Source organism: Devosia sp. Micro-HW1 (assembly GCF_056341075.1).
Window position 1 is genome coordinate 601,726 of sequence record NZ_CP094375.1, and the last position, 18,250, is coordinate 619,975.

General features: G+C 62.8%; 24 protein-coding genes. 11 read left to right on the forward strand and 13 right to left on the reverse strand.

Features of this window, described 5'->3' with window-relative positions; all coding sequences use genetic code 11:
- Position 1: 1 nt before the first annotated feature.
- Together MQW79_RS02760 and MQW79_RS02765 are read right to left on the reverse strand one after the other, a co-directional pair.
- Positions 2–721, reverse strand: a complete 720-nt coding sequence (locus tag MQW79_RS02760) for a P-loop NTPase family protein (RefSeq protein ID WP_476586689.1) — start codon at positions 719–721, stop codon at positions 2–4.
- Positions 705–1,790, reverse strand: a complete 1,086-nt coding sequence (locus MQW79_RS02765) for an AI-2E family transporter (RefSeq protein WP_476586690.1) — start codon at positions 1,788–1,790, stop codon at positions 705–707. The genes MQW79_RS02760 and MQW79_RS02765 overlap by 17 nt, the downstream gene beginning before the upstream one ends.
- Positions 1,791–1,924: 134 nt before the next feature.
- Here MQW79_RS02765 and purM point away from each other — a divergent pair, with 134 nt between their 5' ends.
- The 4 genes from purM to MQW79_RS02785 all read left to right on the forward strand — a co-directional run bounded on the left by purM (position 1,925) and on the right by MQW79_RS02785 (position 5,065).
- Positions 1,925–3,001 carry a phosphoribosylformylglycinamidine cyclo-ligase gene (gene purM, locus MQW79_RS02770; protein WP_476586692.1) on the forward strand — a complete coding sequence of 359 codons (1,077 nt, stop codon included), beginning with the start codon at positions 1,925–1,927 and terminating at the stop codon, positions 2,999–3,001.
- Positions 3,002–3,045: 44 nt separating this feature from the next.
- Positions 3,046–3,582: a phosphoribosylglycinamide formyltransferase gene (gene purN, locus MQW79_RS02775; RefSeq protein ID WP_476588174.1), complete on the forward strand. Its 537-nt coding sequence runs from the start codon at positions 3,046–3,048 to the stop codon at positions 3,580–3,582.
- Between the two features lie 147 nt (positions 3,583–3,729).
- On the forward strand, positions 3,730–4,623 hold the full coding sequence (locus MQW79_RS02780) for a DMT family transporter (protein ID WP_476586693.1): 894 nt from the start codon (positions 3,730–3,732) through the stop codon (positions 4,621–4,623).
- Positions 4,624–4,879: 256 nt separating this feature from the next.
- Positions 4,880–5,065: a hypothetical protein gene (locus MQW79_RS02785; RefSeq protein ID WP_476586694.1), complete on the forward strand. Its 186-nt coding sequence runs from the start codon at positions 4,880–4,882 to the stop codon at positions 5,063–5,065.
- A 48-nt stretch (positions 5,066–5,113) separates the two neighbouring features.
- Here MQW79_RS02785 and gatB read toward each other — a convergent pair whose 3' ends face one another.
- Genes gatB through MQW79_RS02805 form a run of 4 tightly spaced genes read right to left on the reverse strand, consistent with a single transcriptional unit; the run spans position 5,114 to position 8,068 of the window.
- On the reverse strand, positions 5,114–6,613 hold the full coding sequence (gene gatB, locus MQW79_RS02790) for an Asp-tRNA(Asn)/Glu-tRNA(Gln) amidotransferase subunit GatB (RefSeq protein WP_476586695.1): 1,500 nt from the start codon (positions 6,611–6,613) through the stop codon (positions 5,114–5,116).
- Between the two features lie 13 nt (positions 6,614–6,626).
- On the reverse strand, positions 6,627–7,127 hold the full coding sequence (locus tag MQW79_RS02795) for a GNAT family N-acetyltransferase (RefSeq protein WP_476586696.1): 501 nt from the start codon (positions 7,125–7,127) through the stop codon (positions 6,627–6,629).
- Positions 7,124–7,633 (reverse strand): N-acetyltransferase family protein, encoded by a 510-nt coding sequence (locus MQW79_RS02800; protein ID WP_476586697.1) that lies wholly within the window; start codon positions 7,631–7,633, stop codon positions 7,124–7,126. The genes MQW79_RS02795 and MQW79_RS02800 overlap by 4 nt, the downstream gene beginning before the upstream one ends.
- Positions 7,634–7,642: 9 nt before the next feature.
- Positions 7,643–8,068: a chorismate mutase gene (locus tag MQW79_RS02805; RefSeq protein ID WP_476586698.1), complete on the reverse strand. Its 426-nt coding sequence runs from the start codon at positions 8,066–8,068 to the stop codon at positions 7,643–7,645.
- Positions 8,069–8,089: 21 nt separating this feature from the next.
- On the opposite strand from MQW79_RS02805, the gene MQW79_RS02810 reads away from it, so the two are divergent.
- The gene (locus MQW79_RS02810) at positions 8,090–8,812 is read left to right on the forward strand and encodes a DUF998 domain-containing protein (RefSeq protein WP_476586699.1); all 723 of its coding nucleotides are present in this window, start codon (positions 8,090–8,092) and stop codon (positions 8,810–8,812) included.
- A gap of 142 nt (positions 8,813–8,954) precedes the next feature.
- Complete coding sequence (locus tag MQW79_RS02815) at positions 8,955–9,197, forward strand: YjhX family toxin (RefSeq protein WP_476586700.1); 243 nt, start codon at positions 8,955–8,957, stop codon at positions 9,195–9,197.
- A gap of 62 nt (positions 9,198–9,259) precedes the next feature.
- Here the strand turns inward: MQW79_RS02815 and MQW79_RS02820 are convergent, their stop codons facing one another.
- The 6 genes from MQW79_RS02820 to MQW79_RS02845 all read right to left on the reverse strand — a co-directional run bounded on the left by MQW79_RS02820 (position 9,260) and on the right by MQW79_RS02845 (position 13,022).
- Positions 9,260–9,577 (reverse strand): hypothetical protein, encoded by a 318-nt coding sequence (locus MQW79_RS02820; RefSeq protein WP_476586702.1) that lies wholly within the window; start codon positions 9,575–9,577, stop codon positions 9,260–9,262.
- 130 nt (positions 9,578–9,707) lie between these two features.
- Entirely contained in the window at positions 9,708–11,192 is a 1,485-nt protein-coding gene (gatA, locus tag MQW79_RS02825; protein WP_476586703.1) for an Asp-tRNA(Asn)/Glu-tRNA(Gln) amidotransferase subunit GatA, read from the reverse strand.
- The gene (locus MQW79_RS02830; RefSeq protein ID WP_476586705.1) at positions 11,185–11,643 is read right to left on the reverse strand and encodes a hypothetical protein; all 459 of its coding nucleotides are present in this window, start codon (positions 11,641–11,643) and stop codon (positions 11,185–11,187) included. The genes gatA and MQW79_RS02830 overlap by 8 nt, the downstream gene beginning before the upstream one ends.
- On the reverse strand, positions 11,640–12,122 hold the full coding sequence (locus tag MQW79_RS02835; RefSeq protein ID WP_476586707.1) for a GNAT family N-acetyltransferase: 483 nt from the start codon (positions 12,120–12,122) through the stop codon (positions 11,640–11,642). Before MQW79_RS02835 ends, MQW79_RS02830 begins: the two co-directional genes overlap by 4 nt.
- The gene (gene gatC, locus MQW79_RS02840; RefSeq protein WP_476586708.1) at positions 12,123–12,410 is read right to left on the reverse strand and encodes an Asp-tRNA(Asn)/Glu-tRNA(Gln) amidotransferase subunit GatC; all 288 of its coding nucleotides are present in this window, start codon (positions 12,408–12,410) and stop codon (positions 12,123–12,125) included.
- 87 nt (positions 12,411–12,497) lie between these two features.
- Complete coding sequence (locus MQW79_RS02845) at positions 12,498–13,022, reverse strand: hypothetical protein (RefSeq protein WP_476586709.1); 525 nt, start codon at positions 13,020–13,022, stop codon at positions 12,498–12,500.
- Positions 13,023–13,095: 73 nt separating this feature from the next.
- Here MQW79_RS02845 and ruvX point away from each other — a divergent pair, with 73 nt between their 5' ends.
- The gene (ruvX, locus tag MQW79_RS02850) at positions 13,096–13,560 is read left to right on the forward strand and encodes a Holliday junction resolvase RuvX (protein WP_476586710.1); all 465 of its coding nucleotides are present in this window, start codon (positions 13,096–13,098) and stop codon (positions 13,558–13,560) included.
- Here the strand turns inward: ruvX and MQW79_RS02855 are convergent.
- Positions 13,557–14,510 (reverse strand): AraC family transcriptional regulator, encoded by a 954-nt coding sequence (locus MQW79_RS02855; protein ID WP_476586712.1) that lies wholly within the window; start codon positions 14,508–14,510, stop codon positions 13,557–13,559. The two genes, ruvX and MQW79_RS02855, sit on opposite strands and share 4 nt — an antisense overlap.
- 109 nt (positions 14,511–14,619) lie before the next feature.
- Here MQW79_RS02855 and MQW79_RS02860 point away from each other — a divergent pair, with 109 nt between their 5' ends.
- The 4 genes from MQW79_RS02860 to pyrC all read left to right on the forward strand — a co-directional run bounded on the left by MQW79_RS02860 (position 14,620) and on the right by pyrC (position 18,180).
- Positions 14,620–15,447, forward strand: coding sequence for an NmrA family NAD(P)-binding protein (locus MQW79_RS02860; protein ID WP_476586714.1), 828 nt, complete (start codon positions 14,620–14,622; stop codon positions 15,445–15,447).
- Between the two features lie 4 nt (positions 15,448–15,451).
- Complete coding sequence (locus tag MQW79_RS02865; protein ID WP_476586716.1) at positions 15,452–15,844, forward strand: DUF4345 domain-containing protein; 393 nt, start codon at positions 15,452–15,454, stop codon at positions 15,842–15,844.
- 78 nt (positions 15,845–15,922) lie between these two features.
- Positions 15,923–16,891 carry an aspartate carbamoyltransferase catalytic subunit gene (locus tag MQW79_RS02870; RefSeq protein WP_476586718.1) on the forward strand — a complete coding sequence of 323 codons (969 nt, stop codon included), beginning with the start codon at positions 15,923–15,925 and terminating at the stop codon, positions 16,889–16,891.
- A complete protein-coding gene (gene pyrC, locus MQW79_RS02875) occupies positions 16,888–18,180 on the forward strand; it encodes a dihydroorotase (RefSeq protein WP_476586720.1) in 1,293 nt (430 codons plus the stop codon). Before MQW79_RS02870 ends, pyrC begins: the two co-directional genes overlap by 4 nt.
- Positions 18,181–18,250: the final 70 nt, after the last annotated feature.

The window sequence follows — 18,250 nt, forward strand, 5'->3', positions numbered from 1 at the left end:
GCTAGTCGTCCCACTCTTTTTGGCGATCACGGGCGTGCTCCGCCTCCCGGAGCGCCAGAGCCTCTGATGCAATCGTTCGGGTGATGGCCGTCCCTTTGGCGAGGGCCAGCCTGTCCATCAGGTCAACAAGCGCGGCAGCCTCTTCCGGACTGCGCTCCATACGCGGCACTACAAAGCCTATGACCTTGGGATCGATCCTGATTTGCCGATCCCCGAACAGTTTTACGAACATCTGTGACAACTCGATGTCGTCGCTGGCCTCCAGCCGGAAAACTGGAGCACGCCGCACGCGCGAGCGGACATCATCGGTCTGCAGCGGCCAGTGTGCAACATCTTCCCGCGCACTGAGCAGTACAGTGCGTTCGCCTCGCATGGCCTGGTTGAGCAGGTGAAACAGCGCGTGCTCGTCATAGTCGAGCCGGTCGACGTCTTCGACGACGACAGCGCGGGCATCCACCACGGCGGCAATTGCGCCGATGGTCTCGGGTGTGGCCACTATCGCATGGGCGCGGTCAGCGAAAATGCGCGCCAGATGCGACTTTCCGGCTGCAGCAGGACCGATCAGCATGGTCACCCCGTCCGGCCAATGCGGCCAGGCCAGAACGCGCGCATATGCCAGCGTATTGCCCTCGCCGATCAGGAAGTCGCCTTCCGCATGCGAGGGCGTATGCTCGAAGTCCAGCGGCAATTGCCGCGGACCACTGTCACTGTGCGGCATCATCACCCTGCGCCTTCGCTCCGAGATAGAGCGTGCTTTCCTTGTATTTGCGCACGCCGTATCGAATCAGGACCGAGGCGATGGCGGCCATGGGCACGGCGAGCAACAGGCCGACAAAACCAAAAACTGCGCCGAGAGCCAGCAGAGCAAACATCATCCACACCGGATTGATGTTGATCGAGGAGCCGACAAACTTGGGATAGAGGATGTTGCCCTCGATCACCTGCCAGAACAGGTAGATGCCGGCGATGAGAGCGACCATCCACCAGTTGGGAGCGTACTGCACCAGGGCAACGCCGACCGACAGCACGAAGCCGACAAGGAAACCCACGAAGGGGATGAAGCTCATCAGGCCGGCCAGCAAGCCGATGGCGAGACCGTAGTTGAGGCCGACAAGGCTCAGGGCCGTGGCGTAAAACACTGCGTCGAGCAGCAGCACGCCGCCCTGCCCCCTGATAACGCCGGCCATGGACTGGTTGACGTCGCCAAGGACCCCCTTGATCTCTTCCTTGTGCTGCTGTGGCAACAGGTCATCAATGCCCCGCACCATGCCTTCCCAGTCCAGCAGCAAGTAAAAGGCCACGAACGGCGCCAGCACAATGAAGCCCACCACCGAGGCGCCGGTAAGGCCAATGCTGACCAGTTCGGCGGGCAGTTGCGCGAGGAAGCCCATGAATTGCCGGGCCACATCGGCAAGACTGGCCTGCACTTCCGCCGCGCGCTCAGGCCCGAGCCAGGCGTTGATTTCCGGTGACCAGGTTGCCACCAGTTCCTGCAGGTCCGCAAAATATACAGGGAAGCGCTGGATCAGCTCGACTACCTGATACTGGATAAGCGGAACCAGCATGTAAAACAGGCTCGACACAATGATCAGCACGCTGAGCAGCACCACTATCGTCGCCCACAGCCGCGAAAAATGCCAACGCTGCAATTGGTTGACCAGCGGGTTGAGCAGATAGGCAAGTGCCGCCCCCACCACGAAGGGCAGAAGAATGCTGCGGAAGACCCACAGGAACAGGATCAGTGCGAGCAGCAGCCCGATCCAGATGAACACTTGATTTCTGAGAGCCATGAAGCCGGGCAGCCCTTGCGTCTAGGTAATCGAAAAGCTATCAGGCCGTCTAACGGCAAACACCGAAAAATTCAACCAACCCGGTTCGTGCGCAGCCATTTGCGCCCGCAATCCCCAGCATTGGCTTGAGGCACATGTCCGACACGCAAAACCTGCCACCAAACGGTCTCTCGTACAAGCAGGCTGGTGTCGACATCGACGCCGGCAATGCCCTGGTTGAAGCCATCAAGCCGGCAGTACGGTCCACCCGTCGTCCGGGCGCGGATGGCGAGATTGGCGGCTTCGGCGGTCTGTTTGACCTCAAGGCCGCGGGCTTCGTCGATCCGGTCCTCGTCGCCGCCAATGACGGTGTCGGCACCAAGCTCAAGATCGCCATCGACACCGGCAAGCACGACACCATCGGCCAGGACCTCGTTGCCATGTGTGTCAATGATCTCGTGGTCCAGGGCGCCGAGCCGCTCTTCTTCCTCGACTACTTTGCCACCGGCAAGCTCGACGTCGCCCAGGGCACGGCAATCGTAGAAGGCATTGCCCATGGCTGCCGTATTGCCGGCTGCGCGCTGATCGGCGGCGAGACCGCTGAAATGCCCGGCATGTATCAAGGCAATGACTACGACCTGGCGGGCTTTGCCGTCGGCGCTGCCGAGCGCAGCGATCTCTTGCCGCGCAAGGATATTGCCGCTGGCGACACGCTTGTAGCCATTGCCTCCTCGGGCGTGCATTCCAACGGCTATTCGCTGGTCCGCAAGATTGTCGACCTCTCCGGTCTCGCCTGGGACGCCCCTGCTCCCTTTGCCGAGGGGAAGACCCTCGCCGAGGCCCTGCTCGAGCCGACTCGCATCTATGTAAAGCCCCTGCTCGCTGCCCTGCGCGAGGGCCTGGGCATCAAGGCGCTGGCCCACATCACTGGCGGCGGCTTCATCGACAATATCCCGCGCGTCCTGCCGGACGACCTGGCCGCAGACGTCGACCTCGACGCCGTCACTGTTCCGGACGTCTTCGGCTGGCTCTCCAAGGTCGGCGGCATGAGTGAGCGCGAAATGCTGCGCACCTTCAACTGCGGCGTCGGCATGCTGGTCGCTGTGGCCCCAGAAGACGCCGAAAAGCTGGTCGCCAGCCTCTCAGCCTCTGGTGAGATCGCCGCCATTGTCGGCCAACTCACCGAGCGGTCTGGTGAGCCCGTGACCTTCAAGGGCAAGCTGGCACTGTGAAGAAGAAGCGCGTTGCCGTCCTGATCTCCGGCCGCGGTTCCAACATGGCCGCGCTGATCGAGGCCGCCAAGGCGCCCGATTTTCCGGCCGAGATTGTCGGCGTGTTGTCCAACAGGGCCGCAGCGGCGGGTCTCCAGACTGCCGCCGCCAACGGCATTGCGACGGCATCGCTCGCCCAGAGCAAGTTTCCCAGCCGCGAAATGTTCGAAGACACCATGACCCAGGTGCTCGAAAGCTGGGAGGTGGACTATGTCTGCCTGGCCGGGTTCATGCGCATCCTGGGCGAGGACTTCGTCAATCACTGGATGGGCCGGATGATCAACATCCACCCCTCGCTCCTGCCCGACTACAAGGGGCTCGACACCCACGAGCGCGTCCTGGCCGATGGCGCGACCCAACACGGCTGCTCCGTGCATTTCGTCACGCCCGGCCTCGACGAGGGGCCGGTCATCCTCCAGGCCCGCGTCCCGGTCCTCCCGGGCGACACGCCGGAAATCCTTTCGGCCCGCGTGCTCGTTGAAGAGCACCGCATCTATCCTGAAGCCCTTCGCCTCCTTGCAAGCGGCGCGGTGCACTTCTAAAGGCGGAATCCCGTTTCACCGGACCATCTGTCGCCGCGGCCATTCGCGGGGGCCATCACAACAATTGATGATCCTCATCGTAAAAATCGGTTCGACCTTTGTTCTGGTCAGGCGTAGCGTGCCGGCCTTTCATCAAGGTATTTGGCTATGAGTCTGCGCGACTGGTTCTGGATCATCCTTCTCGGCGCCATCTGGGGCTGTTCCTTCGTTTTCAATGCAATCCTGATCCGCGAGCTCGGACCGCTCTGGGTAACGTCGCTGCGCGTCGGCATTGGCGCCCTCGGCTGCTGGGCGGTCATGGTCGCGCTGCGCAAACCAATACCAAGGGACCCGATCCTGTGGTTGCAGCTGGCCGGTCTCGGCGTCATTGCCTATGCCATACCCTTCGCCCTCTTCCCGCTCGCCCAGGCGCACCTGGCCAGCGGCATCGCGGCCATCATCAATGCTCTCACACCCATGGTAACCGCGGTCATCTCCCATTTCTGGATCGGCGGAGAAAAGGGCACGGCGACCAAGTTTACCGGCGTGGGTATCGGGTTTGTGGGGGCAGCTATCCTTGTGTCCCCGGCCCTGGCCGCTGGCGGCACCAGCCAGCTCTGGGCCGTTGCCGCCTGTCTTGGCGCCACGATCTGCTACGCGCTGACACTCAACATCACGCGCAGCTTCAAACATGTCGAACCGACGGCCTTCGCCTCCATTGCGCTGACTGGCGCAGCCGTCATCGCCATCCCGGTGGCGTTTTTCACCGAAGGCGTACCCGTCATGACCCAGCCGACCACCTGGGCCGCGGCCCTGGCCATTGGACTGCTCTCGACCGCCTTCACCTTCCAGATCATGTACCGCATCCTGCCGCGCGTCGGCCCGACCAACTTCGCGACCACGACCTTCATCGCCCCCATTTCGGCGCTCATCATCGGCGTCACCGTTCTCGGGGAATCCATCCTGCCGATCCAGCTTCTGGGCATGATCGTGATCTTCTTCGGCCTGCTGTTCATCGATGGCCGCATCCGCCAGATCTGGCACCGCCAGGCGACCACCTAGGGCGTCTGTTCCCCTGGCGTGATGGAACTCTCCAGCCCCGGCCTCGTTGGCCAGCAGGAGAGTGACCATGGCTGACCCCCAAAGACCAGATATCGATCCCCGTCCGATCCCTGAGATCGTGCCGCAGCCCGAGCCGCCCCAGCCGCAGCCGGTCGACCCGTTTCCGCCGCGGCCATCCGAGGTTCCGCCTCCCGATCAGCCGGTCGAAGAACCGCCGGTCACTCCCATGCCAGATTCACCTCTACGGGAGGTCTAGATGCGAGACCACTTCGAACGTCGCCCGGAAAACCGCGAAATCCATCATGACGGCGTGCCGCCCATGCCGCTCTATGCGCCGACCGAGGACACCGACAACCCGCACAGCACGACGCTGAGGGACGAACAGAAATTGCCGGTCGATCCTGATCGGCCAGTCGATCCGGAGAATGACCCGACGCCGTGATGGCGAAGACAAATGAAAAAGGGGCCGTAAGGCCCCTTTTTCCTGTCTCTATTCAATCCCGAGCTTTGTTTTCATCAGCTCGTTGAGCGCCTGGGGGTTGGCCTTGCCACCCGAGGCCTTCATCGCCTGCCCGACGAACCAGCCGATCATGGTCGGCTTGGCCTTGACCTTTTCCACCTGGTCCGGATTGGCCGCGATGATCTCGTCAACGATCTTCTCGATCGCGCCAAGGTCGGTCACCTGCTTGAGGCCACGGCGTTCGACGATCTCCGCCGGGTCGCCCTCGGGCTCTACGGCGATGAGAATCTGCAGCACATCCTTGCCGCCCTTGGATGAAATCGTCCCGCTGGCAATGAGATCGACCAGCCCGGCAATCTGCGCCGGCTGCAGGTGGGTCTCCCAAACCGCCAGACCCTGGCTGTTGGCAAAGGCGGCAACGTCGGCATTGAGAATGTTCGCCACGGCCTTGCCGTCGCGCTTGACGCCACCATGGGCAACGCAGGCCTCATAGTAGTCGGCCGTTTCGCGGTCGAGGGTCAGCACCATCGCGTCATATGCGGTCACACCGTAGTCGGCGATGAAACGGGCCTGCTTCTCGTCCGGCAGCTCCGGCAGGTTCTGGCCCAGTTCGGCAATGAACGCATCGTCGAACTCGAGCGGCAGCAGGTCCGGATCCGGGAAATAACGGTAGTCATGCGCTTCTTCCTTGGAGCGCATGGAGCGGGTTTCCCCGTTCTTGGGGTCGAACAGGCGCGTTTCCTGATCGATGGAGCCGCCATCTTCCAGAATGTCGATCTGGCGGCGCGCTTCGTACTCAATGGCCTGGCCCGCAAAGCGGATCGAATTGACGTTCTTGATTTCGCAGCGCGTGCCGAATTCGCCACCCGGACGGCGCACCGAGACGTTGACGTCGGCGCGCATGGAACCCTGCTCCATATTGCCGTCGCAGGTGCCCAGATAACGCAGGATGGTGCGCAGCTTGGAGAGATACGCCTTTGCCTCTTCAGACGAGCGTAGGTCTGGCTTGGAGACGATTTCCATCAGCGCCACGCCCGACCGGTTGAGATCGACAAAGCTCATGTTCGGATGCTGGTCGTGGATCGACTTGCCGGCGTCCTGCTCCAGATGGAGACGCTCGATGCCGATCTCGATCTGCTCGCCATCGACGTCGAGCAGAACCTTGCCCTCGCCCACGATCGGATCCTTGAACTGGCTGATCTGATAGCCCTGCGGCAAGTCAGGATAAAAATAGTTCTTGCGGTCGAAAACCGAGCGCTTGTTGATCTTGGCCTTGAGTCCGAGGCCGGTGCGCACAGCCTGGCGCACACATTCCTCGTTGATGGTCGGCAGCATGCCGGGCATGGCCGCATCCACGAAGCTCACATTGGCATTGGGCGGATTGCCGAAGGCCGTCGACGAACCCGAGAACAGCTTGCTCTCGGAAGTCACCTGGGCGTGCACTTCCATGCCGATGATCACTTCCCAATCCCCGGTGGAACCGGAGATCAGGCGCTTCTTGTCAGGGGTGCGGGTATCAACGAGGGTCATGTTTCGGGCAGTCCTATGCCGCTACTCGCAAAGCCTTGCGAAAGCGGACCTTGTCCAGTTCATAATTCAGGCTGGCGGAAAACTTCACGCCCCGCCAGATGGCCTCATAGCCCCGGCGTTCGTAGAAGCGTACCGCACCGGCATTGCCGGCAAAGGTTTCGAGTTCGGCAAAATCGAAGCCCTGCTTGGCGATAGCGTCTTCCAGCGCGTCTAGCAAGGCCGCTCCGATGCCTTGTCCCTGTGCATGCGGCGCGACCCAAAGGTCAGAGATGACATTGTCCATCTCCTCACGCGCACCCCAGCCCAGTATGCCGGCATTGGAGCTGGCGACCAACATCGTCTCGGGCTTCTCGCGGCAGAACAGCACGAACTCGCTGCGCAATTTTTCACGATCCACCCGACCCGCGTCATTGGCGCCGAAGGCGCTCTCCGCCCAGGCGGCAAAGCCAACCGATCCGCTGGCGTCGGCAAGGTCGGCACGCCCCAATTCGATCAGAAAGCCCGGCAGCGTCACTCGTCGCCTATCTCGCCGTCAAAGGGCCGCAGCCGCTTTTCCATATGCACGCTGACAAACGGATCATGCCCCTCCCGACCATCGGGCCGAAGCGCCAGGATGCGATAGCCCTGGCGTTCGTAAAAGCGCACGGCCCGCACATGGTCGGCCGGCGTTTCCAGGTGCACGCGCTCCGCACCCTGCAGTTCGAGCATCATTTCCATGCGCTCGAGCAGCATGGCCCCGATCCTGTGGCCCTGCATTTCCGGGACGACGAAGAGGTACGGGATATAGCTGCGCCCCTGGATGCGTGAGCACCAGCCGACGACCACCCCGTCAATCTCGGCCACGATGGTATGTCGCCAGCCGGCCCCAACGGCATGCGATAACCGCTTGCGCTCGGCCTCTCGCAGTCCAGGACGGCTGGTGAGAATAGGAAGTATGCCGGTCTCCCAGGCGCGATAGGCAATATCGGCCAGTCGGGGGGCATCCGTGATTTCCGCCTTGCGTAACCGAATGCCGGGCATCGTAGCCTCCTACTTGGCGCGCTTGCGCGCGGCGATGATACCCTTCTCGTAATTGATGTTCCAATTGATCAGGGTGCGCCACATAAGTTCGGCCTGATCTTCGTCCAGATCAAGGTCCAAACTGCGCGACCGTACCTTGGAAATGATGGCCTCGATCCGGGCCGGATCATAGGCCTCGTGCGGATCGGTCTTGATCTCGGCCATCCGGGTTACATAGCCGTGGCGTTCCGCAAACAGGGTCAGCAAAGCATGGTCGATCCGGTCGATCTCGGCGCGAACGTCTTCTTTGGTCTCGCATTCTGTTGGCAGTTTCACGACGGTCACAATTTTTCCCCAATGCATATATCTGGCTGCGTAGCGGCTTGTTTGCACGCGTCGCGAGCCGATTTCAACCCGGCCCTTCGGCGCCGGGGAACAGTTCACGCGTTCGGGCATTTTGTCCGGCAGGAGATATCGATGCGTGATCAGGTTCGTCTGGGTGCCCTGTGCTGGCTATTGAGCGTCGAGTTCTTCCTCGCCCAGTTCCTGGCGCATCTGGCCTTTCCCGCGCACAACCTGTTTCTCCACGACATCAGCATGCTGGGCATCACCAGCTGCGGCGTCCATTTCTGGCCAACCTCGGGCAATCCCGACATCCTGTGCTCTCCACTACACCTGGTGTTCAACCTTGGCATAATCCTGCACGGTGCGCTCACCGTCATCGGTGTCTGGCTCACCCGCAGCCTGTGGCCCAACGGCCCGCTCGTGTCCATCGCCCTGCTTTTGCTAGCGCTTGGCGGTATCGGAGCGATGGTCGTGGGCGCGACGCCGCTCGACTTTGAAATCCCCTTTCACAGCCATGGCGCGGTGACCGCCATCGCGGCCCCCGGCTTTGCCTTCCTCATCATCGCGGCCGTCTTCTGGTTTTCAGCGCCCGCCTTTGCGCGCTGGACGGCCTTTGTGGGAACAGTGGTGCTGGTTGCGGGGCTTTGTCACACCATGGGTGGCATCCCCTTTGGCCGCGGCACCATGGAACGGCTCGCGGTCTGGCCACAGACCCTGTGGTTCATGGCCACCGGCGCTTTGATCCTTGCCGCGCCGACGACCCGGGGCACGGAAGGCAAGAGCATTGTTCCTAACCTGTGGCAGCCGCGCACTGGTCGCCGCGCGCCGGTGACGCTACCATCGAGCCATGTCTAGTCAGTCTGAGATTGCCTGAGTCCCCGTCCGGTCGCGACGGGGCATGAATGAACCGTCCGGCCCCTGAGCGTGATGCCAGCGGCCGGCCCCGTTTGTTCGCGGCCATGCCATAGGCCAGGCCGCAAGCTGGCAAATCAAGACAATGAACGTTTCTCGACGCGAACGCCGCGTTCTCAACGTGCTGGCCCTCGGCGGCCAGATTACCCTTATCCGTGACGACGATGGCCGGGCCATCGACATCGAGTGCTACACCCGCGAGGGCTGGCTGATGTCCGATTGCACCTTCGACATGTTCAAGAGCATGCGAGCCAAGAAAGTCATCGCATCCCTGCGCAACGGTCCTTACCGGATCACCCGCCAGGGGCTGGAAGTGTTGCGCGCCTGAAAGGCGAAGGCCGCAGGATCACACGATCCTGCGGCCTTCGAACTCTCAAGCAGCGCCTGCTCTCAGTGACGCGTGACTTCACTGAGCGCCGCTGCAATGTGTTCCCATTCCTGGGACACGCTGGCCGTTGCCCGGCGCTTGCCGGCGCGGCGATACCAGTAGTCGGCATTGCCCATATCGGCTTCGATCCAGTGCATCAGAGCGTGAACCCAGTCGAAAGCCTGGACGCCTTCCATTGACTGGACGATAGCGTGGGCACGTTCCCACTCGGCGCCAACGCGCAATTCACCCTTCTTGAGCCACCAGAGGGCCTGCAGCGGCTTGCTCATGTCCTTGGGTGGCTCGGACCAGTCGAGCGAGGTAAAGATATCAACGGCCATTGGCTGGTTTCCTGTTGGCCCGGACGCGGCTAAGGGGCGCGTCTCCACCAGTTTCAACTTGTGCATTGGCCGCAAATAGTGCGGAACGGCGGGACAATCAAGCACAACCGCTTGCGCTCGAGGTTGCGACCTACCACCACGGCTTGGGCGCAAAGTCCCCGCCGGCGCTCTTTTCGATGACGCGGGCGGCCGCAAACAGGGTCTCTTCGTCAAACGGCTTGCCGATCAGCTGCAAGCCAAGCGGAAGTCCCTGCCCGTCCTTGCCGGCCGGTACGGCAATGCCCGGCAGGCCAGCCATGTTGACGGTCACGGTGAAGACGTCGTTGAGATACATGGCGACCGGATCGGCAGCCAGGGCCTCGTCGCCAATGCCAAAGGCGGCCGACGGCGTAGCGGGGGTCAGGATCGCATCGACGCCGGCATGGAAGGCCTCCTCGAAATCCTTCTTGATCAGCGTGCGGACCTTCTGCGCCTTGACGTAATAGGCATCAAAATAGCCGGCCGAGAGCACATAGGTGCCGATCATGATGCGACGCTTGACTTCGCGGCCGAACCCGGCGGCGCGGGTCAGCTCATACATGTCGGTAATGTCCTTGCCCGAGACGCGCAGACCGTACTTGACGCCGTCATAGCGCGCCAGGTTGGACGAGGCCTCGGCCGGCGCCACGATATAATAGGCCGGCAGCGCATACTTGGTGTGCGGCAAGGAAATGTCCTTGACCGAAGCGCCTTCCGCCTTGAGCCATTCTAGCCCCTCGGACCATAGCTTCTCGATCTCGGCCGGCATGCCGTCCATGCGGTATTCCTTGGGAACACCGATCGTCAGGCCCTTCACGCCGCGCTCGACAGCGGCGGCGAAATCGGGAACCGGAATGTCGACGCTGGTCGAATCTTTTGGATCAAACCCAGACATCGAGGTCATCATGATCGCCGCATCTTCAACTGTGCGGGCAATGGGCCCAGCCTGGTCGAGCGAGGACGCAAAAGCCACCGTGCCCCAGCGCGAGGCGCGGCCATAGGTCGGCTTGATGCCCACGGTGCCGGTGAAGGCGGCCGGCTGGCGGATCGAACCACCGGTATCGGTCGCGGTAGCACCGGCACAAAGCCAAGCGGAAACAGCCGCAGCCGAGCCGCCCGACGATCCGCCGGGCACGAGGTTGGCATTGCTGCCTTCGGCGCGGAACGGGCTCACGACCGGACCGTAATAGGATGTCTCGTTGGACGAGCCCATGGCGAATTCGTCCATGTTGAGCTTGCCCAGCATGACCGCTCCATCGCGCCAGAGGTTGGCGGTCACGGTCGATTCATATTCAGGCTTGAAGCCATCAAGGATATGGCTGGCCGCCTGGGTATGCACGCCCTTGGTGGCAAACAGGTCCTTGATTCCGAGCGGAATGCCTTCGAGCGAACCGCCCTGCCCCTTGCCGAGCCTTTCGTCGCTGGCCTTGGCCATGTCGCGCGCCTGGTCGGGCGTCGTCGCCACATAGGCATTGAGCTTGGGATTGGCCGCTTCGATGGCGCCGATATAGGCGTCCGTCAGCTCAAGGGCGGTAAAGCTCTTGTTTTCCAGGCCCTTGCGGGCATCGGCCAGGCTCAGCTTGGTCAGGTCAGTCAACGGGGATCTCACTCAGATTGTCGCAGCGTGTGTAGAGCGTCGCGCCGGGCGTCGCAACCTCGCTGCTCATTTCAAATTGGCCAGTTGCGGCCATGGTCGCCTCAAAGGCCGAAACGACCTGGATTTGTGTCTCGCTGTAGGGCGTCACCGCGAGCGTGTCAGGATAGACCGCGCCGGGCAGTTCGCAGATCGCATCAATGAACAGATGCGTCGAACCCTCGCGCGTCTTCACGTCGAAAAAGTTGCAGTGAAACTCCATCGACTGAATACCGTCGTCGAAGCGCAGGCTCAGGAAATCCAGCTCCATCCAGGCGTCGAGTCCCTTGTCCTCGAGCATCTGGCAGGCCGCCGGATCGGTCACGTAGAGGCCGTCGTGGTCGATGCGAAGGTCCTCCTGCGCCATGGCAGGCACAGTGAGCATCGCGATCATACCGGCGACGAGAGCTCTCACGCAGCCTTCTCCGCATCAAGACGCAGCTCGAAGAACGCAGACCACTCGCTGTCAGGATAATCGAGGAACGGTCCGCGCGGGACGAACCCGTAACGGGTATAGAGCCGATGCGCTTCAAACATGCCATCGCCAGTGCCGGTTTCCAGCATGACCACGGGCAGGTTGCGCTCCTGGGCCAGCTGCACGATCCGCTCCAGCAATTGCCGGCCGACCCGCTGTCCGCGCACTTCCGGCACGGTATACATGCGCTTGACCTCGCCCAGTTCAGGGCCGTGCATCTTGAGCGCACCCATGCCGACGGCCTTGCCACCCGCATCGCGGGCTACGAACAGCGTCGTCGCGCTATCGGCCATCTGCTCCACTGTCATCTTGAACTGGAATTCCAGTGGCGACAGCGGCAACAGGTGATCATTGAGCCGGGTGACAAGCGCCCGCACATCGTCCTGCAAAGGCGTTTCGATGGCGATCGAGATGGTCATTTACTCGACCACCTTGGGCACCATGAAGAAATTGTCCTCGGTCAGCGGTGCATTGCTGACGATCTTTTCGGCATAATTGCCATCGGTGATGACATCGTCGCGGCGGCGCAGCTGCATCGGCGTCACCGAAGTCATGGCCTCGACACCATCGACATTGACCTCGCCGAGCTGCTCGACGAATCCGAGAATGGCATTGAGCTCATTCTGGTAGCCGGCAACCTCATTTTCCTCGATGCGGATGCGGGCGAGGCGCCCGATGCGCTTGACGGTGGCGGCATCGACAGACATGCGAAAAACTCCGGAAGAGAAGGCGTATTGGCGCGTTATTAGCAACGCCAAGACCAAAAAGACAATGAAAATGCCTTATGCGGCGGATCAGACTTCCACCGCCAGCCCCGGTTCGAGCGCGACCAGCCCCGTCCCGTCCAGCCGCTCCCTTATGGCGTCGATTGCCGCATCAATCTCCGCCTCCTCTGCTGCCAGGGCAATCAGCTTGGGATTTGCCGCAGAAACGAGCCGATCCGCCCGTCCGGAGAGGTCCGGACCGACCAGCAGCACCACTGAACGTTCGACCCAGCGCCCCAGTTCAGGCACCGGCCCGCCCAGGATCAGCAGCGGCATGTCCTCGTCCGGATCGATCAACAGCGCACCGTCTCCGGGAGACCAGAAATCCGCCGGCCGGGTCGCATCGCCGGCTTCGAGCAGCCTTTGCGCCGGCCGTGCCTTCCAGCTCGCACCGGCGATTCCCGAATGCGGACCGTTCAACATCACCAAGCGATCGGCTCCGCTTGCCAGCTCATTGCGGTCAACACCCTCGGCTGCATGGTCCGCATCAACGACCACCACGTGCCCGCCAATGTGAATGCGCAGAGCCGAACGGCCAAACCAGGTGAGTTTCATTGCGGGCCTTTTTCGTCGCCAAAATCTGCGCGGCACCCTATAGGACTGTCATGACCTGTCCAGCGAGCCTGACGTGACCGACGAGCCAACCACCGATCCCCTCGCCGCCATTCCAGCATCGGGCAAGATTCTGGGCCTCGATCTGGGCACCAAGACTATCGGTGTCGCGATTTCCGATGGCATGCGCTATTCGGCAACCCCGCTCGAAACCATCAAGCGCACCAAGTTCACCCAGGATGCGGAGCGCATCCTCGAGCTGATCGCGCAGAATCAGGTTGTCGCCCTGCTCCTGGGACTACCGCTCAACATGGACGGCACTGAGGGCCCGCGCGTGCAGTCGACTCGCGCTTTTGCCCGCAATCTGGCGCCCAAGATCAATCTGCCGATTGCCTTTTGGGATGAGCGCCTTTCAACCTCCGCCGTCACCCGCATGATGATCGAGGCCGACCTCCGTCGCGACCGCCGCGCCGAAGTCGTCGACAAGCTGGCTGCCAGCTACATTCTCCAGGGCGCCCTTGACCGCCTGCGATCGCGCTAGGCCGTTCGCCTGAAACTCCCCGGCGACTCGCCGAACGTCTGCTTGAAGGCCCGGCCAAACGCCGCCTCCGACTGGTATCCCGCATTCCGCGCGATCTGCCCGATGGCGTCGCGCCCACCCGTGAGGGCAAGGCGGGCCTTCTGCATTCGCCACTCGTTGAGGTAGCGCATGGCCGGTTGCCCCACCATGTCGGAAAACCGGGCGGCAAACCCTGATCGGGACATGCCCGCCAGCCGCGCCAGCCGCTCCAGCGTCCAGTCCTCGCCGGGAGACTTGTGGATGGCCGCCAGTGCACGCCCCAGTTGCACGTCGCGCAGGGCCGCGAGCCAGCCGGTCTGCGCCTCAGGAGCCGTATCGAGCCACCCCCTTATGGCCTGGATGATGAGGATGTCCGCCAGCCGTGTGATCACCGCCTCACCACCCGGCTTCAGCGCCGCCGCCTCATGCGAAATGAGGTCGAGCGTGCTCCGCAGCCATAGGCCGGCCGCATCGTGCCAGCGATCGACGATGAGCACTTCGGGCAGAAGGTCAACCAGCCGTTGCGCCGCCACATCGTCGAACGACACGACGCCCGTCATTGCCCGTGTCACCGGGCCCGGCCCGGCAATGTCCATCATCTCATAGCGCTCGCTGACCTTGGTTGCCGGCAGGTCGAACAGCGGCACCGCGGGCCCGTTGGCCGTGCTGACGAGGTCTACCGGCGTTCCCTGCGGCAACACCACCATGCTGCCCGCGCGCACCAGTACAGGGTCCCGCCCCGCGATCCGCATCCAGCCCTCGCCCTCCATGATCACGATAAACAGCATCGAGCGGTCCATTTGCGGCAACGCCACACCCCATGGCGCCGCCAACTCCGCCCGGCAATAAAGCGTGCCGTTGAGCCGCAGCATGTGCAGCACGTCGCCAAGCGGATCGACCGCATCCGGGGGCTGGAAATGCACTTCGGTCATATCACCATCCATCTTTGGACGTTCTGCACAGATAACTGGCAATCCTGCGATGGAAAGTCCAGATCGGACGGCCAATTTCTCGGCTGCAACCGCTATCGGGAGATTTCTCATGACCACTGAATCAATCCTCATCATCGGCGCGTCCGGCAAGGTCGGCAGTCGCATACTTGCCAATCTGGCCGCCATGGGGCGCACGGCCCGCCCCGCCGGCCGTCGTACTCCGTTGCCGTTCGACTGGCAGGATCGCTCCAACTGGGCTGCCCAATTCGAGGGCATCGAAACCGCCTTCGTCGCCTATTATCCCGATCTTGCGTCGCCACAGGGAGCGGATGACATTGCCGCCCTCGTCGCGGTCGCCAAGTCGGCCGGTTTGCAGCGCATGGTCCTGCTCTCCGGCCGCGGCGAAAGCGGCGCGGTCCAGGCCGAAAACGTCCTGCGTGACTCTGGCCTCGGCTACACCATCCTGCGCGCCGCCTTCTTCAACCAGAACTTTTCCGAGGGCATGATGTATCCTGGCGTCATGAGTGGCGTCCTCGCCCTGCCCGCTGGCATGCGCGCGGAACCCTTCATCGATGTCGACGACATTGCCGAGATCGGGGCCGCCGCGCTCATCGATGACCGCCACCACAACAGGCTCTATGAGCTGACCGGCCCGCGCCTGCTGACGTTTGCCGATGCGGTTGCCGAAATCAGCGCTGCTTCTGGACATCGGGTGGATTATGCGCCGATTTCGCTCGAAGATTTTCACGCAGCCATCACGGCCGAATACGGCCCGGACGAGGCGAATCTGCTCACCGGCCTGTTCCAGGAACTCTTTGACGGTCGTAACGAATCCCTGACCGATGGCGTCCAGCAGGCCCTGGGCCGTCCGCCGCGCGACTTTGCCACCTTCTGTCGTGATGTGGCCCGCTCGGGCGCCTGGCACCAGGCTGCGTGACCCCGTGACGCCTTCCCTGCGTCTCCTGCTTGGCATCGGCGCGTTGCTCGCGCTGATGCTGGCCCTCGCCATCCTCCTTGCGCCCGGCACTTTCTACGCCGGCTATGGCATCGCCATCGGCAGTGACACCGCGCTGCTCAACGAGATGAAGGCGCCGGCCGGGGTCATCCTGCTTGCCGCGCTTGCCATGCTCGCCGCCTTGGCTCGTCCCACCTGGCTGCCGCACGCGTTGCTTGCAGGAACCCTGCTCTATCTCGGCTTCGGCCTCGGCCGCCTCCTATCCCTGGCGGCCGATGGCACGCCACCAACCAGCCTGCTGGCAGCCATGGGCATTGAACTCGTCCTCGGCGTCTGCTTCGCGCTGGCCTTCTGGCGGCGCACCGCGATGTCGGCATAAAAACGAGAAAGGGGGGCGGTGCACCTTGCCCCGTCCCCCTCACTCGGCTAGACCGCAGCAAATCGCTAGGGATGCGACATGCCGCAGCAAAACTCTGCCCGGTTCTCGGGCGACTTCCCCCCGTTCCAGCAGCGCCACCTGATTTCCATTGCTGATCTCAAGCAGCACGAAATCGTCGACCTCCTCGACCGCGCCGAACGGATGATCGAAATCTCCCGGCAGGAGCGCAAGTCGCTGCCCACGCTCTCGGGCAAGACGCAGATCAACCTCTTCTTCGAGCCCTCGACCCGCACCCAATCCTCCTTCGAGATTGCCGGCAAACGCCTCGGCGCTTTGGTGGTCAATATGTCGGTCAAGACCAGTTCGGTCTCCAAGGGCGAAACCCTGGTCGATACCGCCGCCACGCTCAACGCCATGCGTCCCGACGTGCTGGTGGTCCGCCACTCTGCCGCAGGTGCCGTCGAACTGCTGGCCCAGAAAGTCGGCTGCTCGGTGGTCAATGCCGGCGACGGTGCCCACGAGCACCCGACCCAGGCCCTGCTTGATGCGCTCACTATCCGTAACCACAAGGGCACACTCGCCGGCCTCACCGTCGCCATCTGCGGCGACATTGCCAATTCCCGCGTTGCGCGCTCCAACCTGCTGCTGCTCGGAGCGCTCAATGTGCGTACCCGCGTCATCGCCCCGCGCACGCTTCTGCCAGCCGGCATCGAAAACCTCGCCACCGAGGTCTTCACCGACATGGAAGAGGGTCTGAAAGGTGTCGACGTCATCATGATGCTGCGCCTGCAGCACGAGCGCGCCAATGGCAAGATGATCCCGTCGGTCCGCGAATATTATCGCTTCTACGGCCTCGATGAGCAGAAGCTTGGTTGGGCCAAGCCTGATGCCATCGTCATGCATCCGGGGCCCATGAACCGCGGGGTCGAGATCGACCCGGCCATTGCCGATGGCGAACGCTCGGTCATCACCGATCAGGTCGAAATGGGCGTGGCCGTGCGCATGGCTGTCCTTGATGCACTCCTGCCGGCGAGGAACGAGCAATGACAAGTCCGCTCATCATCGACAATGCCCGCATCGCCGACCCGGCTTCCGGCACCAACCAGCTCGGCGCTGTCCTGATCGAAAATGGCCGCGTCAGCGACCTCGCCCTGTCGGGCCCCGCCGGCGTTCCCGATGGCGCCGAGGTGATCAATGCCGGCGGCCAGATCCTGGCGCCCGGCCTCATCGACATGCGCGTGTTTGTCGGCGAACCCGGCAAGGAATATCGCGAAACGCTGGCTTCGGCTGGCTCGGCCGCTGTCGCCGGTGGCGTCACCAGCTTCGTCATGATGCCCGATACCACGCCGACCGTGGACGACGGCGCTCTAGTGGATTTCCTCATCCGCCGTGCCGAGGTCCAGTCCCCGGCCCGCGTTCTGCCCGCCGCTGCCATCACCAAGGGGCTTCAGGGCAAGGAAATCACCGAATTCGGCCTCCTCAAGGAAGCCGGCGCCGTTTGTCTCACTGATGGCGCCCAGTCGATCCAGTCGGCGTCGCTGCTGCGCAGCGCCATGGGCTACGCCGCCAATTTCAACATGCCCTTCGTCCACCACGTAGCCGAGGCCAGCCTCGTGGGCGATGGCGTCATGAACGAGGGGCTCTTTGCGACTGTACTGGGTTTGAAGGGCGTACCGCGCGAAGCCGAGACCATCCCGCTCGCCCGCGATCTGCAACTGGCGGCCCTCACCAAGGTCCGCTATCACGCTGCCCAGATTTCCACTGCCGGTTCTGCCGCTCTGCTCGAAGCCGCGAAAAAGCGTAACGGGACAATTTCGGCTGGCATCTCGATCAACAATCTCTGCCTCAACGAAAACGACATCGGCCGCTACCGCACCTTCTTCAAGCTCAGTCCACCCCTGCGCACCGAAGATGATCGCCAGGCCATGATAGAGGCACTGAAAGCCGGGATCATCGACACGATCCACTCCGACCATGATCCGCAGGACAGCGAGGTGAAGCGCCAGCCCTTCGCCGAAGCCTCCAATGGCGCCATCGGTCTCGAAACCCTGCTCTCGGCCGCTTTGCGCCTCGTTCACTCGGGCGACGTGGACCTCATGACCATCCTCCGCGCCATGACCAGCCGCCCGGCCGAAATCCTTGGCCTCGAGACCGGCCGCATCGCCAGGGGCGCACCGGCTGACCTCATCCTCATAGACCTCGACTATCCCTGGCAGGTCACCGAAAAGACCATCCGCTCCCGCTCTCGCAATACCAGCTTTGAAGGCGCCCGCATGCAGGGCAAGGTCACCCGCACACTCGTCGGCGGCAAGACCGTCTTCGTCGACGAGGCCTGACCAGCTCCCTCTCCGGAGCACGGCACTACTCCTCCCCTCCTCCAGGGGGAGGCCGGGTGGGGGTGCCCCT